We start from the raw sequence: 18958 nt of genomic DNA, 5'->3' as shown, positions 1-18958 counted from the left end.
AGCAACCGAACAATTGAACGGTCGCCCGTGTCGCCGACGCCGGTGAGCCGGACCCCGACAACTCGAGAGGTTCCACGAGATGGGCATTCGTACAGCGCGTCAGTACCGGGATGGTTTGAAGGACGGTCGACGAGTCGTCTACCAGGGCCGACGCGTCGACGACGTCACCGAGTTCGCCGAGTTCGACACGGCGATCTCGCATTCCGCACTCGCATACGACATCGCCGAGCTCGAACCCGACCTTGCCGTAGCGGACGACGGCGACGGTCCCTACACAGCGTTCTATCGCGTTCCGCGCACCGCGGACGACATCGCGCGCCGCGGTGAGCTCATCGAGAGTGTCTGCAGACTCGGGACTGGAACGATCGTTCTCAAAGAGGTGGGCAGCGACGCGCTGTTCGGGCTCCTTCGCGCGCTGACGGGCGAGGGTCTCGAGAACGCCAAGGCGTTCTACGACCATTGCTGCGCCAACGACGTCGCGATTGCCGTCGCGCAGACCGACGTCAAAGGCGATCGCTCGCTCGCGCCCCATCAGCAGGCCGACCCGGATCTCTACCTGCACATCGTGGACGAGGACGAGGAGTCCATCACGGTTCGCGGTGCCAAGGTGCACACGTCGTTCTCCGCGAACGCCGACGAAATCCTCGTTCTCCCGACCCGCGCGATGGGTGCATCGGACGCCGACTACGCACTCAGCTTCGCAGTGCCGGTCGATACTCCAGGCCTCACCCTGTACGTCTCGCCGTATCTGCACGGCGACCGTGACGAGTTCTCGCATCCGCTGTCGTCGAAGCACAAGCTGCTCGAGAGTCTGACCGTGTTCGACAACGTCCGCGTCCCCAAGAACAGGGTGTTTCTCGCACGTCAGCCCGAGCTCGCCGGGCCGTTGGCCATTGCATTCGTCGACTATCACCGATACACGGCGATCAACTACAAGCTGCCGCTCCTCGACCTCCTCGTCGGCGCCGCGACCATGGTGGCCGAAGCGAACGGCATCATCAAGGCCGGCCACGTCAAGAGCAAGCTGACAGAGCTGATCTCGTACACCGAAACCGTCCGCGGGTTCGGTCAGCTCGCGGCGCTGCGTTCGACCCAGGGCGACAACGGAGTTCAACTGCCGGATCCTCTCGCCGTGAACATGGCCAAGTATCACTTCGCGCACGGTTTCACTGCCGCGACGACGACCGTGCTGGACTTGGCGGGCGGTCTGGTGGCCACCGGTCCTGGCGGAGGCGACTGGGCGGATCCCGATACCCGCAAGGTTCTCGAAAAGTATTTCGCCGCAGCCGTTCCCGCGGAACAGCGTCTGCGCTTGATCAACTTGATCGGCGACCTCTGCACGGGAAGCTGGGGTGGATATCAGACCGTCCTCGCCACCCACGCCGAAGGTTCGACGGAGGCCGAGAAAATGCAGATCGCGCGGTCGTTCGACCCGACACGAGCGCGCAACTATGTGTCCGAGCTTCTCGGAATCTGAATCTTCTCGACCACCTACGAAAGGAATTCGAACTTCATGACTACCGCAGTGATCGTCGACGTCATCCGAACGCCGTCCGGGAAGGGTAAGCCGGGCGGCTCTCTGTCAGGGGTTCACCCGGCAACCCTGCTTGCGGACCTCCTGGCCGAGCTGGTCCGCAAACACGACCTCGATCCGGCGTTGGTGGACGACGTCATCGCCGGATGCGTGACGCAATCCGGCGAACAGGCAGTCAACATCGCGCGCACCGCCGTTCTGGCGGCAGGCTTCCCGGAGTCGGTTCCTGCGACGACGATCGATCGTCAGTGCGGTTCCAGCCAGCAGGCCGCTGCTTTCGCCGCCCACGGTGTTGCAGCCGGCACGTACGACATCGTCATCGCCTGCGGAGTCGAGTCCATGAGTCGCGCACCCATGTTCTCGAACGTGGGAGACAAGGACCCCAACGTCGGACCCTTGGCCAAGCGCTTCCCGGAAGGCCTGGTGTCCCAGGGCATCGGAGCCGAGCTGATCGCGGCGAGGTGGAAGTTCGGCCGCGAGGAGTTGGACGAATACGCAGCCCGTTCGCATCGTCGTGCATCCGAGGCGGCAGGGCGGCAGCAAGTCGATCAGATCGTTCCCGTCCGTACGGTCGACGGGTCCGGTAACGAAGTCCTCGTCAGCACGGACGAGACAGTGCGGCCCTCGACCACGGCAGAGTCGCTGGGCGGCCTGCGTCCTGTGTTCCAGAGCGAGGCCATGTCGCAGCGATTCCCGGAGATCGAGTGGTCCATCACCGCAGGAAACTCGTCGCCCCTCACGGACGGCGCGTCGGCCGCCTTGATCATGAGCGAGGAGAAGGCTGCTGCGCTCGGGTTGACACCGCGCGCCCGTTTCCACAGCTTCAGCGTGGCGGGAAGTGACCCACTCCTGATGCTGACGGGGCCGATCCCCGCCACCGAGAAGATCCTCGCGCGTACGGGAATGACGCTGGATCAGATCGACGCGTACGAGGTCAACGAAGCGTTCGCTCCGGTTCCGTTGTTGTGGCAGAGCCACTTCGACACCGACCCCGAACGCCTCAACCCGGCCGGTGGCGCCATCGCGCTGGGGCACCCGCTCGGTGCGTCGGGCGGCAGGCTTCTGGCCTCGATGCTGACGTATCTGGAAGCCACCGGTGGTCGATACGGCTTGCAGACCATGTGCGAAGGCGGCGGCATGGCCAACGCCACCATCATCGAGCGACTCTGACGAGAAGGACTGACATGAGCGACCTACGATTCGACGGTATGACAGCGGTGATGTCGGGCGGAAGCCGCGGCATCGGTTTGGCGATCGCCACCGAATTGGCCAGGGGCGGTGCGAATTTGGTGCTGCTCGCGAAGACCGACAATCCCGACCCTCGCTTGCCCGGAACCATTCACACGGCGGTCGAGCAGATCGAAGCTGCCGGTGGCAAGGCTGTCGGAGTCGTCGGCGACGTGCGAAACGACGACGACGTCCAGCGCGCGGCGTCGACCGCAGCGGACACCTTCGGGGGCGTGGACATCTGCATCAACAATGCAAGCGTCCTCAATCTGGCCGGGACCGAGGACCTACCGCTCAAGCGTTTCGATCTCATTCAACAGGTCAACGTGCGCGGAACGTTCGCTCTCACGCAGGCGTGCCTGCCATTCCTGAAGAAGTCGGAATCGGCGAGCGTGTTGACGCTGTCACCGCCGCTGAACATGTCCGACGAGTGGCTGGGAAAGCACCCGGGCTATATGCTCGGCAAGTACGGAATGACGTTGCTGGCCAAAGGCTTTGCCGCAGAATTCGCGGACGACGGTATCGCCAGCAACTGCCTGTGGCCGGAGACCACCATCGCAACTGCTGCGGTGAAGAACCTCCTCGGCGGCGAGGAGGGGACGTCGCACGCACGTGACCCACAGGTGATGGCCGACGCGGCCGCCCTGCTGCTGTCGCACACCCCGCGTCACCGAACGGGTGAGACGCTGATCGATGTCGATGTGTTGGCCGAAGCCGGCATCACCGATCTCGCGGTGTACGGAGGGCAGGAACCGCTCGACTACGACATCTTCGTCGACCCGCGCTGAGGCTTCGGTTCGCACTGCCGGCCGTGACGACAGCGGGCACCGCCCGCGACACATCACTTTCACCAGCGGCACATGAGGTGTCGCTCGGACAGACAAGGAATTCGAGATGAAGACGACTGATATCACCGCTCTGGTGACCGGTGGGGCATCCGGTCTCGGCCTGGCGACCACCGAAGCGCTCGTGCGGGCAGGCGCGCACGTCGGCATCCTGGATCTGCCGGGCTCACCGGGTAAGTCCGTCGCCGAGCAGCATGCAGGATCGGTGACCTTCCTGCCCGGTGACGTCACGTCCTCCGACGACGTCTCGCAGGCGCTGGACGTGCTGTCCGAGCAGGGCCCGCTTCGCGTCGTGGTCAACTGCGCAGGCGTCGGTCCTCCGGGGAAGGTGCTCGGAAAGAACGGACCCCTTCCGATGGAGGACTTCGAGCGCATCGTCCGCATCAATCTGTTCGGTACGTTCAACGTGATTCGACTCGCTGCCGAGCGCATCGCGTCGACCGAGAGCGTGGATGGAGAACGCGGCGTCATCGTGAACACGGCATCGGTTGCTGCGTTCGACGGCCAGATCGGTCAGCCCGCGTACGCCGCGTCCAAGGGCGCAATCGTGTCCATGGCTCTGCCGATCGCTCGCGAGCTGGCTCGCCACCAGATTCGCGTCGCGACCATCGCACCAGGGATCTTCGACACCCCGTTGCTCAAGACGTTGCCCGACGACGCGCGCGCATCGCTCGGCGCCCAGGTGCCTCACCCCTCGCGGCTCGGTGACCCCGACGAATTCGGAGCTCTGGTACGCCACATCGTCGAGAATCCGATGCTGAACGGCGAGGTCATTCGCCTCGACGGTGCGATCCGCATGGCCCCCCGATGAACGGTATCGAAAACGCGAGCGTGCGATTCTCGATCGAGCAGGGGATCGCTCGCATCGTGCTTACTCGTGGCGCGTCGTCGAACGCGTTGAACACCGATCTGGCCGCCGGCTTCAAGGCTGCGATCGAGGCAGTGGCAGCCGATCCCGGCGTCCGCGTGCTCGTACTGACCGGCGAGGGCAAGAACTTCTGTGCCGGTGGTGATGTGCGCGAAATGGCCTCTGCCGCCGAGATTCCCGCGTTCCTCACCGATCTGGCCGGTACGGTCCACGATGCGTTGAAGATTCTCGACACGCTCCCCGTCGTGGTCATCGCTGGAGTTCAGGGCTCGGCGGCAGGCGCGGGCTTGGGATTCGTGCTTGGCGCGGATTTCGTCGTGGCAGGACGGTCCAGCAAATTCGCCGCAGCCTATTCGGCGGTCGGATTGTCGCCGGATTGTGGCGTGTCGACGCTATTGCCCAGAGTCGTAGGTCCGCGCGCGGCGGCGCGGATGTTGTTGGCTGCAGAGGTCATCGGTGGTCAGGAAGCGCTCGACAACGGACTGGTCACCGACCTGGTCGACGACGCCGAGATTTCCTCTCGTGTGGAGGAGTTGGCACGCAAGGTCTGTGCGAGTGCCTTCCCTGCCGTGGGGCAGACGCGGAGGCTCATGCGGGTGGCGTCGAACGGTTCGCTGTCCGACCGTCTCGATGACGAGGCCCGCACGATTGCCGACGTCGGCGCCTGCGGAAGTGCACGTGAGCGGATCGACCGATTCGCAGGTAGATAGACAACACCGAGAGAGAGATTTCGATGAGTTCGACGACGATCGACGAACCGGCGGCGCTGGTCGAGCGACGCGGGAACGTCGCAGTGGTGTCGCTCAACCGCCCGAGGGCGCTGAATGCGGTCGATTCGACATTGTCCACGGCGGTGGGAAATGCGGTGCACGCAGCCAACGTCGATCCCGACGTGCGAGCGATCGTTCTCACCGGTTCCGGTCGTGCCTTCTGCGCAGGCGCAGATCTGAAGGAGATCGCAGCGGGCAGATCTCTCGACGCCGACGGGCATCCGGAGTGGGGCTTTGCGGGCTTCGTTCGCCAGTGGGTCGACAAGCCGACCATCGCGGCGGTCAACGGTTTCGCCCTCGGTGGTGGAACGGAGCTGTTGCTCGCATGTGATCTGGCCGTCGTGGACGAGACCGCAGCTCTGGGTTTGCCGGAAGTCAAACGCGGCCTCTTCGCCGGTGCAGGCGGCGTTCTGCGCATGAGTCAACAGATTCCGCGCAAGATCGCTTTGGAGATCGCGCTGACCGGTGAGCCGATCACGGCAGCGCGAGCGTACGAGCTCGGCTTGATCAACAGGGTTGCGCCGCAAGGCGCGTCGCTCGACGTGGCACTCGAACTCGCGGAATCGATCGCGGTCAACGCACCGCTGTCGGTGGTGACGAGCAAACAACTCGTCCACGAGAGTGCCAACGGTGACACGTGGGGCGACGGCCTGTGGGCGCGCAATCAGGAAGCCATGAACGTGGTCTTCTCGAGCGCCGACGCGCACGAGGGTGCAACGGCGTTCGGCGAGAAGAGGCAACCGGTGTGGACCGGGAAGTAACGCGTCGAACCGCTCCACGTGGAGGTTGATTCCCGCCCCCTCGTCGGGAATCAACCTGACCACTGCGATCGACCCGACCGCAGGAGTAATAGCACCACATCGGATGAGCAACTGCACCGTTAATCGAGAACGATTTCGTGCGACGAGTGTAAAGCCCAGGGCGCCCGGGTAACGCACCCGAATGGATGTTCGTTGCCTCTGTCAGCTCACCCTCGGCGCCATGGCGGCGGACCAGCATCGTGCCCTGTCGCCCGAGGACGTGCCGATCGGAGGTCGGGAAAATTGACCGCCGACTCGCGACGTAGCGACCTCAGTCGACAAATTGCCGACATGACGAGGTCCTTCTTCGCTCCCAGAAGTCTGGAGGACACCCTCCGCGGGGTGACCGAGAGCGCGACGGAGCTGATCGACGCGGTCGACTGCGCTGACATTCTCGTTGCGGAGGGTCCGAGAAAGTATCGATCGCACGCCGCAACGAGCGAGCTGCCCGTTCGGCTGGACGCCCTTCAAGAGCAGCTCGACGAAGGACCGTGCGTCGATGCAGCCCGTAGCGAATTCTTCGTCCGATGCGACGACTTCCGCACCGATCCGCGGTGGCCCGAGTTTGCTCCGAAAGCCGTGGAAGCCGGTGTTCTCAGCAGCATGTCGTTTCGGTTGTACACGAAAGAAGACACGATCGGCGCCTTGAACCTGTTCGCCTTGACTGCGAACGCGTTCGACGACGCCGACGAGGAACTCGGCGCGGTCCTCGCGACTCACGCTGCCGTAGCGCTGTACACGGCGAACAAGACGGAACAATTCGCCTCTGGCTTGGCGTCCCGAGATGTGATCGGCCAAGCAAAGGGCATGCTGATGGAGCGTTACGGTATCGACGCGGTCCAGGCGTTCGAATTGATCCGCCAGCTCTCACAGAACGAGAACATCCCTGTCGCTACGCTCGCCGCGGACCTCGTCCGGCTGGGATCGGAGTCTGCGTCGCCACCCGCGGCGAGGTGAAGCGCACCCCGGAACGCTCCTGGAGCGGAGGGAGCGTGGGCTCGGCACGCGTGTGTCGAGCCCACGACAGACGGTCCTCCGGCAGTTACACCATCACGGAATCGCGCGGGGTGGGCGGAAACGGATCCTCCTCGAACGGGACAGCCAAAGCCTGTTCGAGTGCGTCGGTTTCGGGGCATTCACGTACCTCGCCGCCGAGCCCGAGGACCTGCCGCCACCAGGAATCGCGATCCGATTCCTCCCGCCAGATCACTTCGTCGTCCATGCGCGACACTCCTTTCCGATTCGACCGTGAAACATGTTGTCCGACAGCGTTTCAGGTCGCGTGCGGTTCGATCGAACGTTGCTCGGCACCCGATCGCGAAATGTCGATCTTCCGAGGCTTCGCTCTTTCTGCAAGCGGAATCGTCACCGACAACACGCCGTTGTCGTACGAGGCCGTGATGCGTTCGGTATCGATACCGTCGCCCAGTGCGATCTGACGGCGGTAGGTTCCGGCGAACCGCTCGGATGAAATCCACTGCACGCCACCATCGCTCGGCGCAGTCCGATGGGCGGTGAGGGTGAGGGTGCCCCGGTCCACGTCGACGTCGATCGAGCCTGGGTCGACGCCGGGGAGGTCGGCGGAGAGCACGTAGTGGTCGTCGACCTTGTACAGGTCCATGGGCATGAAGCGAGGGACACGGTCCGAACCACTCGACGAGCCGAACATGCCGGCGGCGATGGAATCCAACTCACGGAACGGATCGAATCGAAGCACAGCAATCACCTCCTGATGCAGACGATGCGCCCGCCCCTGTAGCGGGCTGCCGTTTCACTGTGCTGAGGAAGAATTTAGCACTCTCGATCGGAGAGTGCCAAGAGGGTGGAGAAATTTTTTCGGATCGATCGGTACCTCAATGGTGTTGCGGGACAGCAGCGCCGAGCATTGTCGGCCTGGACCGCGCGTGTTCGCGGTCAGCTTGTCGACGCACTGTTCTCCAGGACTGCACGTAGTTCCACCCTGTCGTCGAATGGCGCAGACCTGTTGCCGTGGACCACGTGGTCGTCGCATCCCCGTCCGGCGACCACGAGCACGTCACCGTGCCGTGCGTGCTCGACCGCGAGTTCGAAGGCATCGCGCCGGTCCGGTTCGACGAGTACCGTCGCCGAACCGGCTGCAACAGCGCCATCGACGACCGCATCTCGGATGGTGTCGGCGTCTTCGGAGAAGGGGCTCTCGTCGGTGACGATGACGATGTCGGCGTACTCGGCTGCAGTGGCTCCGAGCGGGAAGCGCTTCCCGATGTCACGGTCGCCGGTCGCGCCGATGACCACGATCAATTTCCCGGTACTCAGCGACCGTAGATAGGGGAGCAGCCGGTGCTGGCCGTCGGTGTTGTGCATGTAGTCGACGAGCGCCACGACGCCGCTCCGGCCGTCGTCGACGCGTTCCAAACGGCCGGGTACATGGGTCAACTGCTCGAATCCGGCGACAGCCGCGTCGAGCTCGACTCCCGTCGCGGCGAGCATGGCGAGCGCGGTCAACGCGTTGTCGACCTGATGAGGACCCAGCAGCCGGAGGCGGACGTCCAGGGGGCCGTCGGGTGTGTGTGCGGTGAAGGATGTGCCCGTGGGGCCCGAGCGGATTCGATCTGCGTGGATGTCTGCCCCGGGATCCGACGCCGACCACGTCCAACACGGCACACCGACCGACGACGCGAGCCGACGACCGTAGTCCCCGTCGATTCCGATCGCCGCCACCTCGGTTCGGTGTGATTCGAACAGGCGTGACTTGACGGCGAAGTACTCGTCCATCGATCGGTGGTAGTCGAGGTGGTCGCGGGTGAGATTCGTGAACCCGACGGCGGCGAAGTGCGTCGCGTCGACTCGGCCCTGGTCCAGCCCGTGCGAGGACACTTCGAGAGCAACCGACGTGGCGCCTTCGTCACGCATCGCCGCGAGGGATTGCTGCAGTACGGCGGCTTCCGGGGTGGTCCGGGCAGCCGGTCGGGTGGTTCTCGGTCCTGCGATGGAGATGCCGGTGATGGTGCCGACGGTCTCGCCCGCGGCGGACAGTGCGGCCCCGAGCAGGTAGGTCGTACTTGTCTTTCCGTTGGTACCCGTCGTTCCGTATACCCTCAAACCCTTCGAGGGGTGACGGTGGACGAGTGCGCTGGCCGGACCCGCACAGCTGCGGGGGTTGGTCACGACGACCGAAGGCAGTGACACCGCGGGACGGTCCGACAGGATCGCGACTGCTCCGCGGGCGAGCGCTTCGAGTTCGAAGTCGAGGCCGTGCGCATGGCGTCCGGGAAACGCGAGGTAGAGGTCGCCTGGTTCGACCGTGCGCGAATCGTCGCTGACGCCCGTTACCACCGCGTCCCCGTATACGGCGGATGCCGAGGGCACCGCGTCGGCGATGTCGGCGAGGTCGTGACCACCGATCTCGGTCGACGCGTCAGCGGTCGGAGGAATGGACGCGCTGTTGCAGGTCATCGCTTCTCCTACCCATACGAATAGACGATCGAACGGGCAGCGGCGGTTCTCGCGAACCTGTTGTCGCTGCCGTCTGGAGATACGTTGTCCGGGATCGCAAAAGTAGGCGAGTGTCAGCGGGGATTTCGCCAAAACTTGTGCAGCAGAGGAGGTTTGACCGATTCGGTCTTCCGGTATCCGAAGGGCGAACGGTTGTCTTCCACTGCCAGAATGGAGTTTACATGTTTCGCCATACCGATTACCTGCAGTTCGACGTCAAGCCCGAGAAGGCGGACCCCGTGTACGCCCGCAAGCTCCAGGAGTTGATCGGCGGCGCGTACGGCGAGATGACCGTGACCATGCAGTACCTGTTCCAGGGCTGGAACTGTCGCATGGAAGGTAAGTACAAGGACCTGATCATGGACATCGCCACCGAGGAGATCGGGCACGTGGAGATGCTGGCGACGATGGTCGCACGCCTTCTCGAAGGCGCGCCTGCGACGGAGTCGACCAAAGCGGCGGCGGCTGATCCGGTGGTCGCGGCGGTGATGGGCGGGATGGATCCGCAGCAGGCCATCGTCGCCGGGGGAGGTGCGATGCCTCAGGATTCGAACGGTGTCCCGTGGAACGGCCGCTACATCGTTGCGTCCGGAAACCTGTTGGCCGACTTCCGTGCGAACGTCGCCGCGGAAGCTCAGGGACGGTTGCAGACCGCGCGGCTGTACAACATGACCGACGACCCGGGAGTGAAAGCGATGTTGAAGTTCAACCTCGCCCGCGACACCCACCATCAAAATTTGTGGCTCGCTGCGATCGAAGAGTTGCAAGCCGACGGACTCGAAGGCGTCGTCGCGCCCAACGCTCTGCTGGACGAAGAAGCCACCGAGCATGCCACCGACCTGTGGCATCTGTCCGACGGGGAATTCTCGTCCACCGGCGGGTGGGCGAATCGTCTCGCGCCCGACGGCGCCCGCCAGATGGGCTTCCTCGCGGACCCGCAACCGTTGGGCAACAAGGCATCCGCCCCCGCACCGGATCCGAAACTGTACGCGACCTACGACGGCGCCAAGGGCGATCCAGCGTCGGCGGCCCTCGGCACCGAGAAGGGGATGATGGGCAAGATCAAGGACGCCCTCGACCCCGACGAGACGTAACGGGCGTCGACACAATCCATCTGGCGAGGCGCGGTTCGGGGGCTGTGTCCGGACCGCGCCGCCGGACAATCAGTTCTGTGGGGTAAGCATGCCGAAATCCATTTCCGATCTTTCGGTCGACGAGTTGGGTGGGCCGGGAAGCGTTCTGGTCCGTCAGCGGGACGACCATGTCGAACTCGATCGTCTTCTTCGGGGAATCGAGGCCGCGGAAGGCGTCGAGCAGAACGATCTTCTGCGCGCGCTGTGCCGGCTCGTCTTTCCGCACGCGTTTGCCGAAGAGGCAGTCTTGTGGCCGATCATTCGCAAACATGTGCCCGAGGGCGAGAAGTTGACGCTCGACATCGAGCAGGAACACCAGCAGATAGACGAGTTGTTCTCGGATCTCGAGGCCATGCCACCGCAGGATCCGGATCGTGAGCCCCTGCTGCAGAGAATATTCCAGCTTCTGAGGCAGGACGTGCGCGACGAAGAGGACCAATTGCTGCCGATGTTGCGGGCTGCGATGACGGATCGGCAGTTGCACCGCACAGGCATGATGTGGTCGATCGTTCGACGGGCCGCACCCACCAGGCCTCACCCTGTTGTTGCACGTCGGCCACCAGGCAACGTGGTGGCTGCTGCACCGTTGACCGTGGTCGACCGTGCTCGCGACCGCCTCGACCGCCTGTCCGACCACGCGTCACCCATTGTCGCGCGGCCCAGCCACATCGGTAGTCGCGGACTCGCCGCCGTGGCCGGTGTTATCGAACATATCCCGCCGCTGACACGCGGTGAGCATCCCTCGACCAGGACGACCCGGCGCTAGGCGCGGGCGAACCGTCAGTTGCCTCTGCCGTTCCCGTTCCCGTTCCCGTTCCCGTTCCCGTTCCCGTTCCCGTTCCCGTTAGCGTTTCCGTTGCCGTTGTTGCCGCCACTTTTGTTGTTGCCGTTGCCGTTGTTCCCGCTGCCGTTGCCGTTGTTCCCGTTGCTATTGCCGTTGTTGCCCGACTCTGCCGGCGGAGTGTCCGCAGGCAGTCGAGGAGCCGGAATCGCGGCTGTCTCGGGCAGGTACGTCTCCGGTGCCACCGGTTCGACGATGACGGAATCGGTGGTCGGCGACGAGATGGGTTCTGCTGCTTCGGGTGTCGAGGTGATCGGTGTCGACGGGACTGGACTCGACGTTTCGGCTCGGGGGTCGCTTGTCGGGGGTTGTGGTGAAGTCTGGGAACTCCACGCCACCGCGACGGCGACCAGTCCGGCGACCGCCGTTGCGACGCCCGCGGTCATCCGACCGACTCGTCGTCGAGGCGGAGGTTCCATCTGATTCAACTCGTGCACAGGGACTTCGGTGATCGCAGGGTAGACCCAGGTGCCCAGGTCGCCTGTCGGAACCGATGGGCGATCCAGTGTGTCCACCGTGGCAAGTCGTTCGGCTACCTCGTCTGCCGTGGGACGATCCTCGGGTCGGCGAGCAGTCATCTCGGACAACAGCCTCGCCCACTCCGGGGGCAGCCCGGCAGGCACCTCGGGATCACGATGCAGACGTGCGACGGCCGCGGCGATGGCGCTACCCTCGAAAACCACGCGGCCACCGATACATTCGATCAAGACGAGACCGAGTGAATACACGTCGGTGGGTGGGCCCGTCGTACTTCCGAGAGCTTGTTCGGGACTCAGATAGTGTGCGGTTCCCACGGCAGTGCCGTGTTCGGTCAATCTGGCCGCATCGACGACGCGTGCAATGCCGAAATCGGTGAGCTTGAACGATCGGTGGGCGTGCACGGTCGGCGGTGTGACGAGAATGTTCGCCGGCTTCACGTCGCGATGAACCACGCCTGCGGAGTGGATGTAAGCGAGCGCAGTGGCCACGTCGCGGCCGAGGCCGGCGACATCGGGAAGAGGCAGACATGCTCCGGCCCGTAGCTGATTCAGGGTGGGACCGTCGACGAACTCCATGACGAGGTAAGGCGTCTCGAAGCCCTGATCGTCCAGAGCGGTCCCGCCGTCGAACAGAGTCACCAGGCCGGGATGAGACAGGGCAGCGAGTGTCTGCATCTCGGCTTCGATGCGTCGGCGATCCGGCAGGTCGCCCCGGTCGCGACGAAAAATCTTGAGTGCAACCGTCCGGCCCAGTCGTACATCCTCGGCTCGGACGACATCTGCTGCTCCGCCCCTGCCGATGACCTCTCGAACCACGTACCTGTCGGCGAACAACGCGTGGTGCGGGTTCGACAGGTTATGTCCTCGGCCTGCCATGTGATCGTGCCCCAGTTCGGTCGGTTCATCGGTCTCGACCGACTGTATATCTTGTCCGCCTCGTATCCGGTCTTCTGTGTGCCCGAGGTGAAGAATGCAGAAGTGAAGGCACAATGGATTCCGGTCGAGGGACGCTGGGACGATGTCAGGAGAGACGCACAGTGCAGAGCCCGCAGGACGACCGTTCGACCGGTGGCGCCCCTTTGCCGGACCTTCGTCCGGTCTATCAGCCAGTGGTCGCGCTCGACACCCGCACGGTGGTCGGGTTCGAAGCGCTGGTGCGTCCGTCGGCGAACAGTCCCTCCACGTCCCCCGAGCAGTTGTTCACAGACGCCGAGGACCGAAATTGCATGGTCGAGTTCGACTGGCACTGCCGGCTCACCGCAGTACAGGGGGCTCTTGCGGCCCGCTTTCCCCGTCATCTTCAGCTGTTCGTGAATACCGAGCCCGCTGCGCTCGGCGCGCCGCCACCGCCGGAGTCGCGCCGAGTGCTCGCCGAGGCCCGATCGTTGTCGGTGATCGTGGAGATAACGGAACGCCAATTGATGTCGGACGTCGCCGGGCTTCTGGGCGCCGTGGCACAGGCTCGTGACAACGGCTGGCGTGTGGCTGTCGACGACGTCGGCGCGGACGCATCCAGTTTGGCGCTGCTGGCGCTGGTGCGACCCGACGTCATCAAGCTCGACATGCGATTGACTCATGGTCGCTCGACTCGGGAGACCGCCGCGATCCTCACCGCGGTCGGCGCGGAAGCAGACCGCACAGGCGCCGTCGTTCTGGCCGAGGGAATCGAGTCCGAGGCCCACGAGCGGTGGGCACACGACATCGGTGCGGTGTGGGGCCAAGGCTGGTTGTACGGTCCGCCCGACGCACTGCCCGTGTTCGACGCCCATGCCCGCGTCGTCGATCGATGGACGACGCAACCAGCGGTGACGGTGCGAGCGCCGGTTGCGGTGACGCCGGGCGGTCTCGCTCGGCAACACTCTCGCCTCCGGCACGGCGGTGAAGAACTCGTCGAGTACTGCGAGTACGAGCTTCTGCGCCGTGCCGAATCGGCGGGATCCACGGGGATCGTGCTGGTCACCGCGTCGACCTCGACCGAAATGTCCGACGCGTACCGCTCGCGGCTCGATGACCTGGCGTCACGAACGGCGTTGACCGCGGTGTTCGATTCTCGCCCCGCGCCTGCGGGTCACCGCTACCGTGCCGTCGGCATCGGCTCCGACGAACCACTGGCGCTCGAACGGTCGATGATCGTCGTCGATCCGTTGTTCCACGGCGCGTTGATCGCCGTGCACGACGGGCGCGCGCACGACGGAAGTCCCCGTTACAAGTATCTGTTCACGCTCGACAGAGAATTCGTTCTCGACGCGGCCACCGTGCTGATGCATCGAATTCCAGGTCCGGGCACTGTCGACTGAATATCGACCAGCGTTCATTCGGACAGCGGGGGAGTAGGCGCGTCTCGCACTTCGTGGACACCTCGAACGAACTCCGACAACGCTTCCGCCGAGGTGTGACGCGGTTGCCACCCGAGTTCGGTGCGGGCGCGTGAAGTGTCCATCAGTGGCAACCGCAGAACCGCGTCGAGCAGGTCGGGGCTGGTGGGCACGATTCGGAGCTTCCACAGAAGAAGTACCAATGCGCGAACCGGCATGACCGGAACCGGTACGACCCGGGCGCCGAGTACGTCCGCCAGCACCGCGGCAGTCACGGGTGGTTCAGCGGCGATGTTGAAGGCTCCGTGCGCGTGGTTGGTGGCAGCGCGCGAAAATGCGTCACCGACGTCGGCGGAATGCACTGCCTGGAACACGAGGCCCGGTAGTTTCGGGACGAACGGGATCAGCTCGGGTCGGACCAACTGCGGCGGCAGGAACGGACCCGCGAACAAACGACGTTGTTCGGTCGAGGCTTCGGGTTTGAACACGAACGCGGGACGAATGCGGACGATGCGCATCGAGGGATGTTCGAGTTCGAACGCGTCGAGTGCGCGTTCGAGGTACGACTTCTCGCGCGTGTAGGCGGCGCCCGGCCACCCGTGCGTGGGCCAATCTTCCTTCACTGCAGTATCTTTGGGTCCGGGTGCGTAAGCGCCGACCGACGACGAGTAGATCAGCGACGGCACGTGCGCGCGTGCGGCCGCGTCGAACACTGCAAGTGCGCCCAATACATTTGCGCTCCAGGTGTGCGCAGGATCGCGGGTGGGCTGAAATTGCCACGCCAGATGAACGACCACATCGACGTTCGAGAAGAACGGCAGCAGATCGTCTTTCGCAATGTCGGCCTCGACGAACGTCGTCTTGTCCGGCTGCGACGTCGGCGCCCGTCGCGCCAGTCCGATGATTCTGCCGACGCGGGGATTACGGGTCAGGGCGTCGACGACGCTGGTGCCGAGGTTGCCGGTCGCCCCGGTGACCAGCACGGTGAGCTGTGATGCGTCGTTCACGGTGGGTCTTCTCCAAGTCTGCTCGCGGGTAAGGTGGAACGTGCTGCTACACGCACGGCGGAGGCGCGCGTTCTGTGCCTACCCGCTCGAAAACGGCGTAAACCGCAAGGGCGACAACGGGTTCGGATCCACGACGCGGTCCGTTCCGTTCATCTCGCTCTGCGCGAATCATCTCCTCGACCGCGTTCCACGGCTGCGGTGGTCGCCGCGGAGACCGTCATGACGATGAAGTCGCGTCTGCGGTCGTTTCGGTCATCGGCCGTCACTTCGGTGTCCGCGAACTGGCGATCGGTGGTTTGCAGAGCCACCCATCCGTCTACCAGGGTGATGACGGTCAGTATCAGTTCGGAAGCGTCGGCTGCCGACAGTGTCGGCAGGGCTCTCGTGGCGCTGCCGATCAACCTGCGTGCGTGTTCGCGACGCGGATCTTCGATTGCCGCGCTGCGTATTTCGAGTCCCTCCCAGAACAGCAGTCTGGTGAGTCGGGGATGCTCGATCGCGAAGTCGAACCGTCTGCCTGCGTAGTCGGCGATCGCAGACGGGCCGTGCCCGATCAGTGGAACTGCTGTCGAGAAAAGAGCCACTTGCTGCGCGAGAACTGTCGAGAAGAACGAACCCTTGTTGCCGAAGTATTGGTAGATGCGTTCTTTGTTGACCCCGGCTTTGGTCGCGATGCGTTCGACCCGGGCGCCCGCGAACCCGAACTCACTGAACTCGTCGACACCCGCTTCGAGGAGGAGCGCCTTCGTACGTTCGGTGTCCCACGCCATGCGTCGACTCTACCCAACTCCAACCATCTGGTTGGAGATGGAGATTCTCGACGGGTAGAGTCCATCTCCAACTGTTCGGTTGGAAATGGAAGGGTGCGCTCGATGGAAACGCTGGCGGTGGCGTCGACCGTGTTGGATCATGTCGCACTCGATCGCCACGGCGCCTCGAGTGAACGGCGGCGTCGACGACCGATGCCGTCCGGGCCCCCGACTCCGTCGACCCATCTCAGGGTTCTGATCACCTGGATGTCGATCTTCCCGTTGGTTGCGGTGGGGATGACCCTGATGGCGTCGGTCGTACCGACGACTGCAACGTGGCCGACGTGGTGTCGAGCGCTGCTGCTCACCGCAATCGTCGTGCCGACGTCGGCGTATCTCGTCATGCCTCGATTGCTCGCGATGACAGTCCGCTGCATGCACTGGCGTCACCGACGGTCGAACCGGACTCAGCTCGTCTGCTCGAACACTGCTGCGAGGCCTTGTCCGCCGCCGATGCACATGGTTTCGAGGCCGTAGCGGGTGTCGCGGCGCTGCATTTCGCGTAGGAGGGTGGCGAGGATGCGTGCTCCGGTGGCGCCGACGGGGTGGCCGAGGGAGATGCCGGAGCCGTGGGGGTTCAGTCGTGGGTCGTTGGGTTCGATGTTCCAGGTGCGCAGGACGGCGAGGGTTTGTGCGGCGAACGCTTCGTTGAGTTCGATGACGCCCAAGTCGTTCATCGTGAGTCCGGCCCGCCCGAGGGCTTTCTCGGTGGCGGGGACTGGTCCGATGCCCATGGTCCGCGGCGGCACTCCCGCGACGGCCCAGGAGACGAGTTTCGCGATGGGCCTCAGGCCGAGTTGGGTTGCTTTCTCGGGGGTGGTGACGATGGCGAGGGCGGCGCCGTCGTTCTGGCCGCTGGCGTTGCCGGCGGTGACGGTGGAGTCGGGGTCGATCTTCGAACGGATGGCGCGCAGCTTGCCGAGGGATTCGATGGTGGTGTCGGCGCGGGGGTGTTCGTCGGTGTCGACGACGACGGAATCTCCCTTGCGCTGCGGGACGCGGACTCCCACGATCTCTTCGGCGAAGACACCGTTGTTCTGGGCGGCGACGGCTTTGTGGTGGGAGGCGGCGGCGAGGGCGTCCTGGTCTTCGCGGCTGATGGAGAATTCCGCCCGTAGGTTTTCGGCGGTTTCGATCATGCCGCCGGGGACGGGGAAGTTCCTGCCGCCTGCGGTGACGCGGGCGCGGGCGAGGCGGTCCGACAGTGCGACGGCGTCGGCTTTGACGCCCCAGCGCATTCCGGTGGTGTAGAACTCGGCCTGGCTCATGCTTTCTGCGCCGCCGGCGAGGACGAGGTCGCTGGCGCCGGTCTGTACTTGCATGCACGCCTGTAAGACGGCTTGGAGGCCGGATCCGCAGCGGCGGTCGATCTGTTGGCCGGGGACGTCGATGCCGAGGCCTGCGTCGAGGGCGGCGACGCGGCCGAGTGCGGGTGCTTCTCCGTTCGGTGATGCTTGGCCGAGGATGACGTCGTCGATGTCGGATCCGGATATGCCGGTGCGCGAGGCGAGTTCGGTGATCACGGCGGCAGCGAGAGCTTCCGGAGCAACGTCTTTCAAGACCCCACCGAAGCGCCCGACGGGGGTGCGGAGGGGTTCACAGATGACGGCATCAGGCATGTCGATGTCCTTGCTTGTCGGTGGCGTTCGTGTCCAGGCGGCGTAGGTCGGTGTCGATTGCTTGGGCGGCGGCCAGGAGGGCGGGGAGGAGGTGTTCGCGGGCGGCGTCGGCGGAGTGCCGGGCGGCGGGGGTGGACACGTTGGCTGCGGCGATGACGGTGCCGGCGGTGTCGTGGATCGGTGCGGCGATCGAGCGCAGACCTGCTTCGAGTTCTTGGTCGACCAGGCAATAGCCCTGGGTGCGAACGGATTCGAGTTCGGCGCGAAGGGATGCGATGTCGGTGATGGTCTTACCGGTCAGCGGCGTCGGGTCCAGTCGTGACAGGTAGGCGTCGAGTTCGTCGGATGAGAGTCCTGCCAACAGGACTCGGCCCATCGAGGTGGCGTAGGCGGGAAAGCGGGTGCCGATGGTGATCGCGACGGTCATGATGCGTGAGACCTGGACGCGGGCGACGTAGACGACGTCGTCGCCGTCGAGGATGGATACCGACGACGATTCGTGCACCCGCTGGGAGAGTGCTTCGAGGTGGGGCCCGGCGACGTCGGGCAGTGTCAGCGACGACAGGTAGCTGTAGCCGAGTTCGAGCACTCTCGGGGTGAGCCAGAAGAGGGTTCCGTCGGTACGCACGTAACCGAGTTCGACCAGAGTGAGGAGGAAGCGTCGCGCAGTCGCCCGGGTCAGATCGGTGGTCTTGGCGACGTCGGTCAACGTGCGACGCGGGTTCACCCCGTCGAACGCCCTGATCACCGCCAGCCCTCGGCCGAGCGATTGCACGTAGTCCGACGACGGCGCCGTCTCGTCTGCCATGAACTCTCCTTCGTTCCCGAACACCGTAGCAAATGTTCGCATAGTGGCGATACGTTCACAGAACGTACAAAGCGATGTATGGTCGACCGCATGATGGACAAAGTCGTAGCGAGCGCCGCCGACGCGGTGGCGGATCTGCCGGATGGAGCGTCGATCGCCGTGGGTGGTTTCGGGCTGGTCGGGGTTCCCGAGGTGTTGATCGGTGCCGTGCTCGATCAGGGCGCATCGGATCTGGAGATCGTGAGCAACAATTGCGGCACAGATAGTTTCGGGCTCGGTGTGCTGCTGGAGAAGCGTCGTATCCGTCGCACGATTTCCTCCTACGTCGGGTCGAACAAAGAGTTCGCGCGCCAGTATCTCGCTGGTGAACTCGAGGTCGAGCTGACGCCGCAGGGCACACTCGCCGAGCGACTGCGGGCGGGCGGGGCG

20 protein-coding genes are annotated in these 18958 nt (G+C 64.6%); 11 read left to right on the top strand and 9 right to left on the bottom strand.

The window, feature by feature from the left end; translation table 11 throughout:
* Positions 1–79: 79 nt before the first annotated feature.
* From HQ354_RS22940 to HQ354_RS22910, 7 genes are all read left to right on the top strand, one after another.
* Positions 80–1477 carry a 4-hydroxyphenylacetate 3-hydroxylase N-terminal domain-containing protein gene (locus HQ354_RS22940; RefSeq protein ID WP_068421055.1) on the top strand — a complete coding sequence of 466 codons (1398 nt, stop codon included), beginning with the start codon at positions 80–82 and terminating at the stop codon, positions 1475–1477.
* A 36-nt stretch (positions 1478–1513) separates the two neighbouring features.
* Positions 1514–2704 (top strand): thiolase family protein, encoded by a 1191-nt coding sequence (locus HQ354_RS22935; protein ID WP_068421057.1) that lies wholly within the window; start codon positions 1514–1516, stop codon positions 2702–2704.
* A 14-nt stretch (positions 2705–2718) separates the two neighbouring features.
* Positions 2719–3549 (top strand): NAD(P)-dependent oxidoreductase, encoded by an 831-nt coding sequence (locus tag HQ354_RS22930; RefSeq protein WP_068421061.1) that lies wholly within the window; start codon positions 2719–2721, stop codon positions 3547–3549.
* A 106-nt stretch (positions 3550–3655) separates the two neighbouring features.
* Positions 3656–4417, top strand: coding sequence for a 3-hydroxyacyl-CoA dehydrogenase (locus HQ354_RS22925; RefSeq protein WP_068421063.1), 762 nt, complete (start codon positions 3656–3658; stop codon positions 4415–4417).
* The gene (locus HQ354_RS22920) at positions 4414–5184 is read left to right on the top strand and encodes an enoyl-CoA hydratase/isomerase family protein (RefSeq protein ID WP_068421065.1); all 771 of its coding nucleotides are present in this window, start codon (positions 4414–4416) and stop codon (positions 5182–5184) included. The genes HQ354_RS22925 and HQ354_RS22920 overlap by 4 nt, the downstream gene beginning before the upstream one ends.
* 23 nt (positions 5185–5207) lie before the next feature.
* Positions 5208–6005 carry a crotonase/enoyl-CoA hydratase family protein gene (locus HQ354_RS22915; RefSeq protein ID WP_068421067.1) on the top strand — a complete coding sequence of 266 codons (798 nt, stop codon included), beginning with the start codon at positions 5208–5210 and terminating at the stop codon, positions 6003–6005.
* Between the two features lie 330 nt (positions 6006–6335).
* Positions 6336–7001 (top strand): GAF and ANTAR domain-containing protein, encoded by a 666-nt coding sequence (locus tag HQ354_RS22910; RefSeq protein WP_167678109.1) that lies wholly within the window; start codon positions 6336–6338, stop codon positions 6999–7001.
* An 85-nt stretch (positions 7002–7086) separates the two neighbouring features.
* Here HQ354_RS22910 and HQ354_RS22905 read toward each other — a convergent pair whose 3' ends face one another.
* The 3 genes from HQ354_RS22905 to HQ354_RS22895 all read right to left on the bottom strand — a co-directional run bounded on the left by HQ354_RS22905 (position 7087) and on the right by HQ354_RS22895 (position 9479).
* On the bottom strand, positions 7087–7266 hold the full coding sequence (locus HQ354_RS22905) for a hypothetical protein (protein ID WP_068421073.1): 180 nt from the start codon (positions 7264–7266) through the stop codon (positions 7087–7089).
* A gap of 51 nt (positions 7267–7317) precedes the next feature.
* Positions 7318–7761, bottom strand: a complete 444-nt coding sequence (locus tag HQ354_RS22900; protein ID WP_068421075.1) for an Hsp20/alpha crystallin family protein — start codon at positions 7759–7761, stop codon at positions 7318–7320.
* Between the two features lie 197 nt (positions 7762–7958).
* On the bottom strand, positions 7959–9479 hold the full coding sequence (locus HQ354_RS22895) for a Mur ligase family protein (protein ID WP_084423524.1): 1521 nt from the start codon (positions 9477–9479) through the stop codon (positions 7959–7961).
* 221 nt (positions 9480–9700) lie between these two features.
* On the opposite strand from HQ354_RS22895, the gene HQ354_RS22890 reads away from it, so the two are divergent.
* Positions 9701–10612, top strand: coding sequence for a manganese catalase family protein (locus HQ354_RS22890; RefSeq protein ID WP_167678107.1), 912 nt, complete (start codon positions 9701–9703; stop codon positions 10610–10612).
* Between the two features lie 88 nt (positions 10613–10700).
* Positions 10701–11417 carry a hemerythrin domain-containing protein gene (locus HQ354_RS22885; RefSeq protein WP_167678105.1) on the top strand — a complete coding sequence of 239 codons (717 nt, stop codon included), beginning with the start codon at positions 10701–10703 and terminating at the stop codon, positions 11415–11417.
* A 14-nt stretch (positions 11418–11431) separates the two neighbouring features.
* Here HQ354_RS22885 and HQ354_RS22880 read toward each other — a convergent pair whose 3' ends face one another.
* Positions 11432–12847 (bottom strand): serine/threonine-protein kinase, encoded by a 1416-nt coding sequence (locus HQ354_RS22880; protein ID WP_222635703.1) that lies wholly within the window; start codon positions 12845–12847, stop codon positions 11432–11434.
* A gap of 161 nt (positions 12848–13008) precedes the next feature.
* On the opposite strand from HQ354_RS22880, the gene HQ354_RS22875 reads away from it, so the two are divergent.
* Positions 13009–14268 carry an EAL domain-containing protein gene (locus HQ354_RS22875; protein ID WP_308115276.1) on the top strand — a complete coding sequence of 420 codons (1260 nt, stop codon included), beginning with the start codon at positions 13009–13011 and terminating at the stop codon, positions 14266–14268.
* 14 nt (positions 14269–14282) lie between these two features.
* Here the strand turns inward: HQ354_RS22875 and HQ354_RS22870 are convergent, their stop codons facing one another.
* The 5 genes from HQ354_RS22870 to HQ354_RS22850 all read right to left on the bottom strand — a co-directional run bounded on the left by HQ354_RS22870 (position 14283) and on the right by HQ354_RS22850 (position 18529).
* A complete protein-coding gene (locus HQ354_RS22870; protein ID WP_167678099.1) occupies positions 14283–15293 on the bottom strand; it encodes an NAD-dependent epimerase/dehydratase family protein in 1011 nt (336 codons plus the stop codon).
* Positions 15294–15442: 149 nt separating this feature from the next.
* On the bottom strand, positions 15443–16063 hold the full coding sequence (locus HQ354_RS22865) for a TetR/AcrR family transcriptional regulator (protein WP_068421088.1): 621 nt from the start codon (positions 16061–16063) through the stop codon (positions 15443–15445).
* 137 nt (positions 16064–16200) lie between these two features.
* Positions 16201–16446 (bottom strand): hypothetical protein, encoded by a 246-nt coding sequence (locus tag HQ354_RS22860; protein ID WP_157105202.1) that lies wholly within the window; start codon positions 16444–16446, stop codon positions 16201–16203.
* A gap of 63 nt (positions 16447–16509) precedes the next feature.
* On the bottom strand, positions 16510–17721 hold the full coding sequence (locus HQ354_RS22855; RefSeq protein WP_167678097.1) for an acetyl-CoA C-acetyltransferase: 1212 nt from the start codon (positions 17719–17721) through the stop codon (positions 16510–16512).
* The gene (locus tag HQ354_RS22850) at positions 17714–18529 is read right to left on the bottom strand and encodes an IclR family transcriptional regulator C-terminal domain-containing protein (RefSeq protein ID WP_068421253.1); all 816 of its coding nucleotides are present in this window, start codon (positions 18527–18529) and stop codon (positions 17714–17716) included. Before HQ354_RS22850 ends, HQ354_RS22855 begins: the two co-directional genes overlap by 8 nt.
* Positions 18530–18622: 93 nt before the next feature.
* Here HQ354_RS22850 and HQ354_RS22845 point away from each other — a divergent pair.
* A partial coding sequence (locus HQ354_RS22845; protein WP_308115277.1) for a CoA-transferase occupies positions 18623–18958 on the top strand: 336 nt, incomplete at its 3' end.

This window comes from Rhodococcus sp. BP-261, assembly GCF_019835205.1.
GTDB classification, from domain to species: Bacteria; Actinomycetota; Actinomycetes; order Mycobacteriales; family Mycobacteriaceae; genus Rhodococcoides; species Rhodococcoides kyotonensis_B.
This window is presented reverse-complemented; position numbering and strand designations above follow the sequence as displayed.